10 protein-coding genes are annotated in these 13,334 nt (G+C 64.6%); 8 read left to right on the forward strand and 2 right to left on the reverse strand.

The window, feature by feature from the left end; genetic code table 11:
• Positions 1-49 precede the first annotated feature (49 nt).
• Complete coding sequence (locus FJ936_RS23660; protein WP_141907089.1) at positions 50-2,068, reverse strand: thioredoxin domain-containing protein; 2,019 nt, start codon at positions 2,066-2,068, stop codon at positions 50-52.
• Positions 2,069-2,140: 72 nt separating this feature from the next.
• Between FJ936_RS23660 and mnmE the strand changes: the two genes are divergently transcribed.
• The 5 genes from mnmE (at position 2,141) to FJ936_RS23685 (ending at position 7,978) form a co-directional block, all read left to right on the forward strand.
• Complete coding sequence (gene mnmE / locus FJ936_RS23665; RefSeq protein ID WP_141907065.1) at positions 2,141-3,469, forward strand: tRNA uridine-5-carboxymethylaminomethyl(34) synthesis GTPase MnmE; 1,329 nt, start codon at positions 2,141-2,143, stop codon at positions 3,467-3,469.
• 193 nt (positions 3,470-3,662) lie between these two features.
• Positions 3,663-5,546 carry a tRNA uridine-5-carboxymethylaminomethyl(34) synthesis enzyme MnmG gene (mnmG, locus tag FJ936_RS23670; RefSeq protein WP_141907066.1) on the forward strand — a complete coding sequence of 628 codons (1,884 nt, stop codon included), beginning with the start codon at positions 3,663-3,665 and terminating at the stop codon, positions 5,544-5,546.
• A complete protein-coding gene (gene rsmG / locus FJ936_RS23675) occupies positions 5,543-6,175 on the forward strand; it encodes a 16S rRNA (guanine(527)-N(7))-methyltransferase RsmG (protein WP_141907067.1) in 633 nt (210 codons plus the stop codon). The genes mnmG and rsmG overlap by 4 nt, the downstream gene beginning before the upstream one ends.
• 54 nt (positions 6,176-6,229) lie before the next feature.
• Positions 6,230-7,030, forward strand: coding sequence for a ParA family protein (locus FJ936_RS23680; RefSeq protein WP_031251964.1), 801 nt, complete (start codon positions 6,230-6,232; stop codon positions 7,028-7,030).
• A 66-nt stretch (positions 7,031-7,096) separates the two neighbouring features.
• Positions 7,097-7,978: a ParB/RepB/Spo0J family partition protein gene (locus FJ936_RS23685; RefSeq protein WP_141907068.1), complete on the forward strand. Its 882-nt coding sequence runs from the start codon at positions 7,097-7,099 to the stop codon at positions 7,976-7,978.
• Between the two features lie 285 nt (positions 7,979-8,263).
• Here the strand turns inward: FJ936_RS23685 and holA are convergent, their stop codons facing one another.
• The gene (holA, locus tag FJ936_RS23695; RefSeq protein WP_141907069.1) at positions 8,264-9,307 is read right to left on the reverse strand and encodes a DNA polymerase III subunit delta; all 1,044 of its coding nucleotides are present in this window, start codon (positions 9,305-9,307) and stop codon (positions 8,264-8,266) included.
• Between the two features lie 394 nt (positions 9,308-9,701).
• Between holA and FJ936_RS23700 the strand changes: the two genes are divergently transcribed.
• The 3 genes from FJ936_RS23700 to FJ936_RS23710 are packed head-to-tail and all read left to right on the forward strand — an operon-like array spanning position 9,702 to position 13,297.
• On the forward strand, positions 9,702-10,934 hold the full coding sequence (locus FJ936_RS23700; protein ID WP_140618175.1) for a 3-methyl-2-oxobutanoate dehydrogenase (2-methylpropanoyl-transferring) subunit alpha: 1,233 nt from the start codon (positions 9,702-9,704) through the stop codon (positions 10,932-10,934).
• A 3-nt stretch (positions 10,935-10,937) separates the two neighbouring features.
• Complete coding sequence (locus FJ936_RS23705; protein WP_140660373.1) at positions 10,938-11,951, forward strand: alpha-ketoacid dehydrogenase subunit beta; 1,014 nt, start codon at positions 10,938-10,940, stop codon at positions 11,949-11,951.
• 17 nt (positions 11,952-11,968) lie between these two features.
• The gene (locus FJ936_RS23710; protein ID WP_140788973.1) at positions 11,969-13,297 is read left to right on the forward strand and encodes a dihydrolipoamide acetyltransferase family protein; all 1,329 of its coding nucleotides are present in this window, start codon (positions 11,969-11,971) and stop codon (positions 13,295-13,297) included.
• Positions 13,298-13,334: the final 37 nt, after the last annotated feature.

Below are 13,334 nucleotides of genomic sequence, written 5' to 3' on the forward strand. Positions count from 1 at the left end.
GCGGCAGAGCCTTATTCGTCATCCTCGGATCAAGCCCGAGGATGACGAATCACTTTCGCCGCAACAATCCTTCCAATTCGTCAGCATCCGTAACCACCGGCGAGCAGACTTGGCCGGTGCACAACCAGGCGCCGCGCCGGTTGGTCGGAGGCAGGATTCCGCCCGGGAGCAAGGGTCGATTCGCCGCCGTACCGATTGGCACGGCGATATCGACGCGACGCGGATCCGGGTTTCGATTCGCGACCGGAATGAGCTTCGGATCCTCCAACCCGTCCACGATGACCAGTTTCAGCGGCTCGAGGGCAAGCGCGCAGGCATTGACGATACCCGCTTGGCCATAGGCCTGGTGCGCGGCGCGGCCGGCAGCATGCTCGGCCGTTTTCCACGCCTTCTCCTGCAAGTCGAGGTTGCCGGTAATAGAAGCCAGCCGGACCTGCGCCTCGATGATCTGGCTGGTGGCCGAGGAGATTGCCTCGTCGACATCGCCCCTGATGCGGATCGGCACGTCGGTGCTGTCCGAGGCAGTCAGATAGTATCCCGTGCGTTCCGCGTCCGCGTGCCAATGGTCGAGCTGTTCAAGGAACTGGCTGGCCTGCTCGACATAGCTCCAGTCATCAGTGGCCTCGAACAGCGAGATTGCCGCGTTGGTCATGGCAACATAGTCGCTCGACAGTGCGGGAAACAGTTTCCGGACACCAAGCATGGAATGCGGCAAGCGACCGTCGCGGCCGGCTTTGCCGATATGGGCAAAGGCCTTGGCCGCGGCCTCGATCCAATCCGGCCGCGCCAGCGAACGCCCCGCCTCGGCGAGGGCGGCGATCATCAGGCCGTTCCAGTCGGTAAGGGTCTTTGCGTCCAGGCCCGGCCTGACGCGTTGTTCCCGGACAGTGAGAAGCCTTGTCTTGAGCGGGACAAGCCGCTCCCCGTCGGCAACACCAAGCGCCTGCTGGGAGAGGGTCTGATGGAGCACCGGCTTGCCTTCCCATCCGGGCGGGCTGGAAAGGCTGAAGTACTTGAAAAACAAGGTTGAATCGTCTCCAAGAACAGATTCGATCTCCCCCCTGCTCCAGGTGTAGAACAGGCCTTCCTCGCCATCGCTATCGGCATCAAGGCTGGCGGCGAAGGCGCCCCCTTCGACACGCATTTCGCGCAGCAGCCAGTCGACCGTGTCCTCGATTCGGACCCGGAACAAATCATTGCCGGTCGCCGCGAGGGCCCAGTTGCAGAAGCGGATGAGCTGCGCATTGTCGTAGAGCATCTTCTCGAAATGCGGCACCAGCCATTCGGCGTCCGTCGAGTAGCGGCTGAGCCCGCCGCCAATGTGATCGTAGATGCCGCCGCTCAGCATATGTTCGAAGCTGACGAGGACGTCGTCGCGATGCGCGGCATTGCCGTCCCGCAGCCAGGACAGCCACAGCGTCTGCATGAACGGCGCGTTCGGGAATTTCGGCGCGCCGGCGAGGCCGCCGCGGTCGCGGTCGATCATGCCACTGACGCGGCCGGCAAGGTCGGACAGCATATCGCGATCGAGAAGTGCCTTGGAATGCGTGGCCGAGAGCCGCGCCTCGACATGCGAAGTCAGGCCGTCGGCGCTCTGGTGCAGGCTTGCCCGTTTCTCGCGCCATGCCTTGTCGACCGCTTCCATCACCTGGATGAACCCCGGACGGCCATAGCGCGGCTCGCGCGGGAAATAGGTGCCGCCCCAGAACGGTTTGCCCTCGGGGGTCAGGAACATGGTCAGCGGCCAGCCGCCTTGCTCGCCCATCGAGGACAGTGCCGCCATATAGATCTGGTCAATGTCGGGGCGCTCCTCGCGGTCGACCTTGATATTGACGAACAGACGGTTCATGACGGCGGCGACATCGTCATTGTCGAAGCTTTCATGGGCCATGACATGGCACCAGTGGCAGGCGGCATAGCCGATGGAGAGCAGGATAGGCCTGTCCAGGGCTTTTGCCTCCCCGAGCGACGCCGGCGACCATCCGCGCCAATGTACGGGATTGCCGCTGTGCTGCTGCAGATAGGGGCTGGCCTCTTCGGCAAGCAGGTTTTGCGCGGGCAACGTCACAATGGCCAACTTTCAGGAGCGATCCGGGGCGGTGATGAGGCGAAAGCTAGGGCGGTTCGGTAGAGCGGGCAAATGATTTCAGGCGATTCGATCGTGGCGCTGTCGAGCGGCCGGCTTCCGGCCGGCGTTGCGGTGGTGCGGATATCCGGCCCGCAGACTCGATTCGTGGTCGAAACGATCGCCTGTGGCATGGTTAAGGCGCGGGCTGCGGTCCTGCGCAGATTCAGGGCTCCGGATGGAACCGTGCTCGATAACGGCTTGGTTCTGTTCTTTCCTGGTCCGGCGAGCTTCACCGGCGAGGATGTCGCCGAGTTCCATGTTCATGGCGGGCGCGCTGTGGTGGCCAGGATGCTGGAAACGATCGCTGGTTTCGACGGCGTCAGGCATGCCGAGCCGGGAGAATTCACGCGCCGCGCCTTCTTCAACGGCAAGGTCGATCTGGTCGAGACCGAGGCGCTGGCCGACCTCGTGAATGCGGAGACGGAGGCGCAACGGCGTTTTGCCATCCAGAACGCTGGGGGCGCGCAGAGCGCGCTCTACCTCGGCTGGCGTCGGCGCCTCATCCATGCGCGGGCCATGATCGAGGCCGAGATCGACTTCGCCGATGAAGAGGATGTACCGGGTTCCGTTTCGGATACGGTTTGGTCCGACGTAAGGTCGATGATATCGGAGATCGACCGCCACATTGCCGGTTTCCATGCCGCCGAGATCATCCGCGACGGCTTCGAGGTCGTCATTCTTGGCGCGCCCAATGCCGGCAAGTCCAGCCTGTTCAATGCCTTGGCGCGGCGCGATGCCGCTATTGTAACGGATGAGCCCGGCACCACCCGAGATTTGCTGGAGGTGGTGCTGGATCTCCGGGGGTTGCGTGTCCGACTGACCGACACGGCCGGGTTGCGGGAAGCGCCCGGCAAAATCGAGGCGATCGGCATCGAGAAGGCAAGAGCCAAGGCGGATTGCGCCGATCTGCTGCTGCTGCTCGAGGACACCGCGGACCCCAAGGACGCCGGCCCGCTGCCAATGTCGACACCGGCATTGCGCGTCGGCACCAAGCTCGACCTGCTCGACAAGGGAGCGACTCAGGATGCAGCTGGATGCTACGAGTTTGGTATATCGGTGGTCGACGGGACGGGTGTGGATGGATTGCTGGCGGAGATCGGTCGCCGCGCTGCCGAGGCGGCCGGCGATAGCGGCGATGTGCTGCCGTCACGGCTACGCCATGTCGAGTTGCTCGACGCGGCGAACCGACATCTGCACCGCGCCGCCGATGAACGCATGCCCCAGGAATTGCGCGCCGAAGAGCTACGCCTGGCAGCGGATCGCCTGGGACGGATAGTGGGTGCGGTGGACGTCGAAGACTTGCTCGACGTGATCTTTTCCCAATTCTGCATTGGAAAATGACTCACGTGAAACATGATGGCTGCCGAAGCTCGTGCTGACTCACGTGAAACAATCAAGCGGTATCCACGCGAAACGCCGATAGAAGCGGGGTTTTGCTGTTTCACGTGAAACGCCTGTGCGGAAGTTTTCTTGACAGTCCCGCCTCGTGGGGACATGTGTCGCTCATCTTCTTGGAGTCCGGGACGTATATGGAATGACCGATCACTATGATGTGGTTGTGGTGGGCGGCGGCCATGCGGGTTGCGAGGCGGCCAGCGCCGCCGCGCGGGCTGGCGCGAGCACCGCGCTGGTGACGCTGCGTTTCGACACGATCGGCGTGATGTCATGCAACCCTGCCATCGGTGGGCTCGGCAAGGGGCACCTGGTGCGCGAGATCGACGCCATGGACGGGCTGATGGGCCGTGTGGCGGACGCCGCCGGCATCCAGTTCCGCCTGCTCAATCGCCGCAAGGGCCCGGCGGTGCGCGGCCCGCGCACGCAGGCCGACAGAAAACTCTATCGCCTTGCCATGCAGGAAGCGATTCGGCAGCAGAACGATCTTGAGGTCGTCGAGGGCGAAGTTCTCGATTTCGAGATCTCCGATGGAACGATCGCGGCGGTTCTCCTGGCTGACGGCCGCCGGCTTGCCTGCGGCGCCGTGGTGCTGACGACGGGAACCTTCCTGCGCGGCCTCATTCACATCGGTGAAAAGAAGATCGTCGCGGGCCGCATGAACGAGAAGGCCAGCATGGGGCTGTCGGCAACGATGGACCGCGCCGGCTTCAAGCTCGGGCGGCTCAAGACGGGCACGCCGCCGCGACTGGACGGACGAACCATCGATTGGGCGTCGCTGGAAAGCCAGGCGGCGGACGAGAATCCCGTACCGTTCTCGCTGATGACCGACCGCATCGTGACGCCGCAGATCGATTGCGGCATCACCCGCACGACCACAGCCACGCATGAGTTGATCCGCGCCAATCTTGGCCGTTCGGCCATGTATTCCGGCTCGATCGAAGGGGTTGGGCCGCGCTATTGCCCGTCGATCGAGGACAAGATCGTCAAGTTCGGCGACCGGGACGGGCACCAGATCTTCCTCGAGCCGGAGGGGCTCGACGACCACACCGTCTATCCCAACGGCATTTCGACCTCGCTGCCCGAGGACGTTCAGCTGGACATTTTGAAGACCATTCCCGGTTTGGAGCATGCGGTCATGCTGCAGCCGGGCTATGCCATCGAATATGATCATGTCGATCCGCGCGAACTGCATCCCACACTTGAAACCAGGCGCGTTGCTGGGCTTTTTCTGGCCGGGCAGATCAACGGCACGACCGGTTATGAAGAGGCCGCCGGGCAGGGCCTGCTCGCCGGGCTCAACGCGGCGCGGCGGGCGGCGGACGGCGCACCGATCGTGCTCAGCCGCACCCAGGCCTATATCGGCGTGATGGTCGACGATCTGACCAGTCGTGGCATCAGCGAACCCTATCGGATGTTCACGTCGCGGGCCGAGTTCCGGCTCTCGCTGCGCGCCGACAATGCCGATGAGCGGCTGACGCCGCTGGCGCAGACGCTGGGGATCGCCTCGGCGCGGCGGATGCAGCGTTATGGGAATGTCATGCAGCGGCTGGATGAAGCGCGCGAGATGGCGCTTTCGTTGACCATGACGCCGAACGAGGCGGCACGGCACGGTTTGGAGATCAATCGCGACGGCGTGCGCCGGTCCGGCTTTGAACTGCTGGCCTATCCCGGTGTCGATGTGGCCTGGCTGGCTGGGGTTGAACCGAAATTTCGCGATGTTGACGCCAAGACCGCGGAGCGTCTCGAAACGGAAGCGAAATATTCGGTTTATCTGGATCGCCAGAGCACGGATGTCGCGCAGATCCGGCGTGAAGAGAGCCGGCTGATTCCGGACAGCGTGGATTTTGCCGGCGTGCCCGGCCTGTCCAATGAGCTGAAGCAGAAGATGCAGGCGCGGCGGCCGCGCTCCATCGCGGAGGCGCAGCGCATGGAAGGCATGACGCCGGCGGCGTTGGCGATCATCGTCGCGCATGTCCGCCATTGGGAATCGGTGCAGAAAGCCGAGCAGAGGGATGTTGCGTGAGTTCCTTCTCTCGCGAGCGCCTGCAGGAGGCCGCCGGCCCGGTTTCACGTGAAACATTCGATCGCCTGGTGGCGTTCGAAGCGATGTTCCAGAAATGGAACCGCAGCATCAATCTCGTGGCGCAGTCGACCTCGGGCGATGTCTGGCAGCGCCACATTCTGGACAGCGCGCAACTTGCCGGGATAGAACCCGATGCCAGGCATTGGGTCGACATCGGGTCTGGTGGCGGATTTCCCGGGCTTGTCATGGCCTTTCTGCTCGGCGACCGCGCGGGCGCCAGCATCGATCTGGTCGAAAGCAACCGCAAGAAAGCGTCGTTCCTGCAGACCGTCGTCGGGCAGTTCGGTCTGCCGGCGCGGATCGTGGCGCGCCGCATCGAGGACAGCCATGTGCTTGTTTTGAAGCCGGAAATCGTCACCGCACGGGCGCTGGCACCGCTTTCGGTGCTGCTGGACCTGTCGGCGCCATGGCTGACCTCGGGCGCGCGGGCGCTGTTTCACAAAGGTCGGGATTATCGCGCCGAAGTGCAAGAAAGCGTTAACCGGTGGACCTTCGATCTGGTAGAACATCCAAGCGTGACCGACGCCAGCGGCGTCATCCTCGAATTGTCCAATGTGCGACCTGCCTGAACCGAGACGGGTCTGAGTGTTCGGCGACCCAAGATGAATTTCTGGCATAGACCCATGATGAAGAACGGCCCTCGAATCATCACCGTAGCCAATCAGAAGGGCGGCGTCGGCAAGACCACCACCGCCATCAATTTGGCCACAGCGCTGGCGGCAATCGGCGAGAAAGTGCTGATCGTCGACCTCGACCCGCAAGGCAATGCCAGCACCGGCCTCGGCATCGACCGCAAGGACCGGACGGTCTCGTCCTATGACGTGCTGACGGGCGAACTGGACCTGGAAGCCGCCGCCATTCCGACCGCGGTGCCAGGCCTTTCCATCGTGCCTTCGACGCTGGACCTGCTCGGCATCGAGATGGAGATCGCCTCGGCACCCGACCGGGTGCTCAAGCTGCGCAACGCGCTGCGTGCCGCGACCGAGCGCGGGGCGCCCTTTGGCTATGTGCTGATCGACTGCCCGCCCTCGCTCAATCTTTTGACTTTGAATTCAATGGCGGCGGCCGATTCCGTTCTCGTGCCGCTGCAATGCGAGTTCTTCGCGCTGGAGGGTCTCAGCCAGCTGCTCGAGACGGTCGAGCAGGTGCGTCGCTCGATCAATCCGGACCTCACCATCCAGGGCATCGTGCTGACCATGTATGACGGACGCAACAATCTGGCCAATCAGGTGGTGCAGGATGTGCGCGAGCATATGGGCGACAAGGTCTACGAGACGATCATTCCGCGCAATGTGCGGGTGTCCGAAGCCCCCTCCTATGGCAAGCCGGCAATTCTCTATGACCTGAAATGCTCGGGCAGCCAGGCCTATCTGCAATTGGCCTCCGAAGTGATCCGCCGCGAGCGTAAATTGCGCGCCGCTTGATTAGAACCGATGCACACTAACAGCCGATTCGATACCGAAACGATCTGAAATAGACGTGGAATAAAGATGAGCGAAGATCTCTCGAGGAAAAGACTGGGTCGCGGGCTGGCAGCACTGATCGGCGAGATCGATCGCCCGGCGGCCCCGGAAAAGCCCGGCATGAGCGCCGACGGCAAGGTGCCGATCGAGTTCATCAGCGCCAATCCGAAAAATCCGCGCCGGCATTTCGGCGATGCCGAACTGACCGACCTTGCCCAGTCGATCCGCGAACATGGCGTGGTGCAGCCGGTCGTGGCGCGGCCTTCGCCGACGCAGGCCGGCCGCTACGAGATCATTGCCGGCGAGCGGCGCTGGCGGGCGGCGCAGCGCGCCGGCCTAACCGAGATCCCGGTCATCATCCGCGACGTCAACGACCGCACCGCGCTGGAACTGGCGATCATCGAGAACGTGCAGCGCGCCGACCTCAATCCGGTCGAAGAAGCGCAGGGTTACCAGCAGCTGATCGACGACCATGGCTACACCCAGGCCGATCTCGGCCAGGTCATCGGCAAGAGCCGCAGCCATGTCGCCAACACGTTGCGGCTGCTCAAGCTGCCCGACGTGATCCGCGACATGCTGGTCGACGGCGCGCTGTCGGCGGGCCACGCCCGCACGCTGGTGACGGCGGAGGATCCGGCCGGCCTCGCCAAGCGCATCGTCGAGGAGGGGCTTTCCGTGCGCCAGGCCGAAGCGCTGGCGCAGATGCCGGCCGGCGCCAGTTCCAGCACCAAGCCAGCCGCGTCAGCCGTCGAAAAAGACGCCGACACGCTGGCGCTGGAAAAGCTGCTCACCGACACGACCGGCATGATCGTGACGGTCGACCACAAGGGCAAGGGCGGCGTGCTGCGGGTCGCCTACCGCAGCCTGGAACAGCTCGACGAGCTGTGCAGGCGGCTGAAGCAGGATTAACATTTAGCCGGCAAATTATGCGGCACAGCGTTACTCCCGGCGTTCGGCGCCGCCCCTCGTCCCCCTGCCGGGACCTTCTCCCCGTATAGAGACGGGGAGAAGAGGCTGGGTGTGCGACGCCGGCGCCTTTTTGCGACGCTGGTGATTGGCGAAAGCAGCGACAAGAGCGTCCCTCGCCCCGTTCACGGGGAGAGGATGCCGACAGGCAGGTGAGGGGCAGCGCCGGCGGAAATCAGCTGGCACGGAGGGTCCGGATCCCACAAGGGGGGAGATTGGCCAATTTCTCTACCGCTGACCCAGCCTGGCGCTTTCCACCGCGATACCGAGCAGCGCCTGCCGTGCCAGCGCGACGGACAGGTCGGGGCGCCGCCGCGTCTGCAGCACGGCCTGATGCAACCGGGTCAGCGCGCGGCCGAGCGCTTCGCTGTTCCAGCGCTCCAGGGTCTTCTCCACCAGCTTGCGCCTGGAGAAAAAGACCGGCGGGCGCGCGGCGGCAACGACGGAAGCGGCGTTGCGGCCGCCGGTCTCCATCTGGCCGCGCATGACCTGGATCTGCTGGAGCTGCCGCATCGCCGAGGACAGCACCTGGAAGGGCTGCCCGCCGCCCTGGCAGTGGCGCGTGAAAGCGGTGTCGAAGTCGCCGACCTTGCCTTCGAGCAGCGCGTCGACGGCATCGTCGTAAGAGGCGCCAGACACGTCGCCGGACATGGCTCTCACCTCTTCCAGCCCGATCTCCTTCTGGCCGTGGGCGTAGAGGACGAGTTTTTCGATCTCACCGCGCGAGGCCAGCCGGTCGCCACCGAGATTGCGGCGCAGCGCCTGCCGCGCCTCCAGCGTCATCGCCATGCCGGCCTTGCGCAGTTCGTCGTCGATGACGGTGTCGATGTCACGGGCCTCATCGGCGTAGCAAGGCAGCGCCATGGCATTGTCCGCGCCCTCGACCACGGCGCGCAGCCCGACGCCTTTCTTCAAATCGCCGGCTTCAATGACAATGATGGCGTCCCGCACCGGCTCCGCCGTCAGCGCCTTGACGTCGTCGGCCAGTGCCTTCTGGCCGCTGGCATTGCGCACCCAGAGCAGCCGCCGGTCGGAAAACATCGGCACGGTGCGGGCCTCGTCGAGCAGGCGGCCCTCGTCGCGATCGACCTCCGAACCCTCGAGCCTGACCACCGAGAACGGGTCGTCGAGCGGCAGGCCGGTCTTTCCGGCAAAGGCCTTCGCCCGCTCGGAGACAAGGCCGCGATCGGGGCCATAAAGCAGGACGATCGAGATGCGCGGATCAGGCCGCGCCAGCCAACCGTCGACCTCGTATGCCTTCTTCTGTGCCATGGAGGGTGGTTAGCATGATGCGGGGATGGAGTGAACGTCTTCCGGTTCGGATCGCCAACCTTGGCCCATTCCTCTCCCCCGATCGACGGGGGAGAGGAAGGGCGCCAAGGTTGGCGAAACCCCAATTTTCCCCTGCTCGCGGAGGCACAAAAGGGAGGCATGGAACCAAGTCTTGCCAGCCAATCACCTTATCTGGCGACAAACACGGCACAACCATGCGCCAAATTGCGCGCGGCCGCCCAACATCGACAAGAAATTTCGCGGACATATCTTCATCTTGAACGCGGGAGGCCGGATCGGCCGGCGCGGCCGGAACCGATACCCCCGACGCATTCGCACTGGCGGCGCGGATATGCAAATATCCCTGCCAGGCAACATTGGAGGACTCGAGGTCATGGCCGATGCTGGGATGTTGCGGTTTCACGTTCCGGAGCCGGAAGTGCGGCCGGGCGGGACGCCTGATTTCTCCAATGTGACCATCGCCGAGGCCGGCTCCGTGCCACGCCCCGACATCGACGTCGATCCGCGCACCATCCGCGACATGGCCTTTTCGATCATCCGGGTGCTGAACCGCAATGGCGAGGCCGTCGGTCCGTGGGCCGGGCTGCTGTCCAGCGAGGAATTGCTGGAAGGCCTGCGCAACATGATGACGCTGCGCACCTTCGATGCGCGCATGCAGATGGCGCAGCGCCAGGGCAAGACCTCCTTCTACATGCAGCATCTCGGCGAGGAAGCGGTGAGCTGCGCCTTCCGCAAGGCGCTCAGCCCCGGCGACATGAATTTCCCGACCTATCGCCAGGCCGGCCTGCTCATCGCCGACGGCTATCCGATGGTCACGATGATGAACCAGATCTATTCCAACGAGGCCGATCCGCTGAAGGGCCGTCAGCTGCCGATCATGTATTCGTCGAAGGAGCACGGCTTTTTCTCGATCTCGGGCAATCTGGCCACGCAGTACATCCAGGCGGTCGGCTGGGCGATGGCGTCGGCGATCTCCAACGATTCCAGGATCGCCGCGGCCTGGATCGGCGACGGCTCGACGGCGGAATCCGATTTCCATTCGGCGCTGGTGTTCGCCTCCACCTACAAGGCGCCGGTCGTGCTCAATGTCGTCAACAACCAGTGGGCAATCTCGACTTTTCAGGGCATCGCGCGCGGCGGCTCGGGCACATTCGCGGCCCGGGGGCTCGGCTTCGGCATCCCGTCGCTGCGCGTCGACGGCAATGACTATCTGGCCGTGCACGCGGTGGCCAAATGGGCGGCGACAAGGGCGCGGGACAACCTCGGGCCGACGCTGGTCGAATATGTCACCTACCGCGCCGGCGCCCATTCGAGCTCGGACGATCCCTCCGCCTACCGGCCGAAGACCGAGTCCGACGCCTGGCCGCTCGGCGACCCGGTCGTGCGGCTGAAGAACCATCTCATCAAGCTCGGTGTCTGGTCGGACGAACGGCATGCGCAGGCCGAGGCCGAAATCCTCGACACGGTGATCGCGGCGCAGAAGGAAGCGGAAAGCCACGGCACGCTGCATGCCGGCGGCAAGCCGTCGACGCGCGAGATGTTCGAAGGTGTGTTTGCCGAGATGCCGCCGCATCTCAGGCGCCAGCGCCAGCAGGCGGGAGTCTGAGCCATGCCAAGACGGACCATGATCGAGGCCATCCGCGACGCCATGGACGTGTCGATGGAGCGCGACGACAAAGTCGTCGTGTTCGGCGAGGACGTCGGCTTCTTCGGCGGCGTTTTTCGCGTCACCCACGGGCTGCAGGCCAAATATGGCAAGAGCCGCTGCTTCGACGCGCCGATCAACGAATCCGGCATTGTCGGCTCGGCCATCGGCATGGCCGCCTATGGTTTGAAGCCCTGCGTGGAAATTCAGTTTGCCGACTACATGTATCCGGCCTACGACCAGCTGACGCAGGAAGCCGCAAGGCTGCGCTACCGCTCGAATGGCGATTTCACCTGCCCGATCGTTGTCCGCATGCCGACCGGCGGCGGCATTTTCGGCGGCCAGACGCACAGCCAGAGCCCGGAAGCGCTGTTCACCCATGTGTCGGGCCTGAAGACGGTGGTGCCGTCCAACCCGCACGACGCCAAGGGGCTTTTGATCGCGGCGATCGAGGACCCCGATCCGGTGATTTTCCTCGAGCCGAAGCGGCTCTACAACGGCCCGTTCGACGGGCACCACGACCGGCCGGTGACGCCGTGGTCGAAGCACGAGCTCGGCGAGGTCGCCGACGGCCATTACACCGTGCCGCTCGGCAAGGCCGCCATCCGCAGGGCGGGCGGAGCGGTCACGGTGCTCGCCTACGGCACCATGGTCTATGTCGCGCAAGCGGCCGCCGAGGAGACTGGCATCGACGCAGAGATCATCGACCTCAGAACCCTGCTGCCGCTCGATCTCGACACGATCGTGGCTTCGGTCAAGAAGACCGGGCGCTGCGTCGTCGTGCACGAGGCGACGCTGACCTCGGGCTTCGGCGCCGAACTGTCGGCGCTGGTGCAGGAAAACTGCTTCTATCACCTGGAGGCGCCGGTCGCCCGCGTCGCCGGCTGGGACACGCCCTATCCGCATGCGCAGGAGTGGGAGTATTTTCCCGGTCCCGCGCGTGTCGGCCGCGCTTTGCTTGAAACATTGGAAGCCTAGAGTGGGGGAGGCCTGAGATGGGCGAACACATCATCAAGCTGCCCGATGTCGGCGAGGGTGTCGCCGAGGCCGAGCTCGTCGAATGGCACGTCAAGATCGGCGACATCGTGCGCGAGGACACGGTGCTCGCCGCCGTCATGACCGACAAGGCGACGGTCGAAATCCCGTCGCCGGTCGATGGCGAGATCCTGTGGCTGGGCGCCGAGATCGGCGACACGGTGGCGATCGGTTCGCCGATCGTGCGGCTGAAAGTGGCGGGCGACGGCAATGTGAAAGCCGGCAAAGAGGCTGAACCGGCGACCGGGGCCGAGCCGCCCGCGAGGCTGCCAAGGCCGAAAGCCGAAGCCGCTTCGCCGCCCAAGCCGGCAAAACCCGCCGAGACACCGGCGAAACCCGCATCGTCGTCGTCGGCGCCGAAAACCGTGACGCGCTCCTCGGCTTCGGGCGCGCCGCGTCCGGAAGGCGAAAAGCCGTTGGCCTCCCCCGCTGTCCGCTTGCGGGCGAAAGAGGCGGGCGTCGATCTCAGGCAGGTGGCGGGGACCGGTCCGGTCGGCCGCATCGGCCACGAGGACTTGGAGGCGTTCCTGGCGCGCGGGCCGCAAGCGGCCAGGGGGCCGGGCCTCGCCCGCGACGACACCGTCGAGGACATCAAATTGGTCGGCCTGCGGCGCAAGATCGCCGAGAAGATGACGCTGTCGAAGTCGCGCATCCCGCACATCACCTATGTCGAGGAGATCGACGTCACTGCGCTCGAGGAATTGCGCGCCGCGCTCAACAAGGAAAAGCGTGTTGCCAAGGGCGGTGCGGAGAGGCCGAAGCTGACCTTGCTGCCGTTCCTGATGCGGGCGATGGTCAAGGCGATCGCGGACCAGCCCCAGCTCAATTCCCTGTTCGACGACGAGGCCGGCATCATCCACCAGCATGGCGGCATCCATATCGGCATTGCCGCGCAGACACCGTCGGGCCTGGTGGTGCCTGTCGTCAAGCATGCCGAGGCGCGCAACGTCTGGGACTGTGCCGCCGAGGTGGGCAGGCTGGCGGAGGCTGCCAAGTCGGGAACGGCGACGCGTGACGAGATGTCCGGCTCGACCATCACCATCACCTCGCTCGGCGCCATGGGTGGGATCGCGACGACGCCTGTGATCAACCACCCGGAAGTGGCGATCATCGGCGTCAACAGGATGATGGTGCGGCCGGTTTGGGACGGCACCCAGTTCATCCCGCGCAAGATGATGAACCTGTCGTCGAGCTTCGACCACCGCGTCATCGATGGCTGGGACGCGGCGGTGTTCATCCAGCGGATCAAGGCGCTGCTGGAGACGCCGGCGCTGATTTTCGTGGATTGAGGGAGATGTGATGCGTTCTCGAGTTTCCATTGGCGGG

This window comes from Mesorhizobium sp. B2-4-13 (assembly GCF_006658535.1).
Classification (GTDB): domain Bacteria; phylum Pseudomonadota; class Alphaproteobacteria; order Rhizobiales; family Rhizobiaceae; genus Mesorhizobium; species Mesorhizobium australicum.

Coding starts and splice junctions, on each gene's coding strand:
- mnmE (WP_141907065.1), top strand. CDS start 2,141: ATGATTTCAGGCGATTCGATCGTGGCGCTGTCGAGCGGCCGGCTTCCG.
- mnmG (WP_141907066.1), top strand. CDS start 3,663: ATGACCGATCACTATGATGTGGTTGTGGTGGGCGGCGGCCATGCGGGT.
- FJ936_RS23680 (WP_031251964.1), top strand. CDS start 6,230: ATGATGAAGAACGGCCCTCGAATCATCACCGTAGCCAATCAGAAGGGC.
- FJ936_RS23685 (WP_141907068.1), top strand. CDS start 7,097: ATGAGCGAAGATCTCTCGAGGAAAAGACTGGGTCGCGGGCTGGCAGCA.
- holA (WP_141907069.1), bottom strand. CDS start 9,307: ATGGCACAGAAGAAGGCATACGAGGTCGACGGTTGGCTGGCGCGGCCT.
- FJ936_RS23700 (WP_140618175.1), top strand. CDS start 9,702: ATGGCCGATGCTGGGATGTTGCGGTTTCACGTTCCGGAGCCGGAAGTG.
- FJ936_RS23705 (WP_140660373.1), top strand. CDS start 10,938: ATGCCAAGACGGACCATGATCGAGGCCATCCGCGACGCCATGGACGTG.
- FJ936_RS23710 (WP_140788973.1), top strand. CDS start 11,969: ATGGGCGAACACATCATCAAGCTGCCCGATGTCGGCGAGGGTGTCGCC.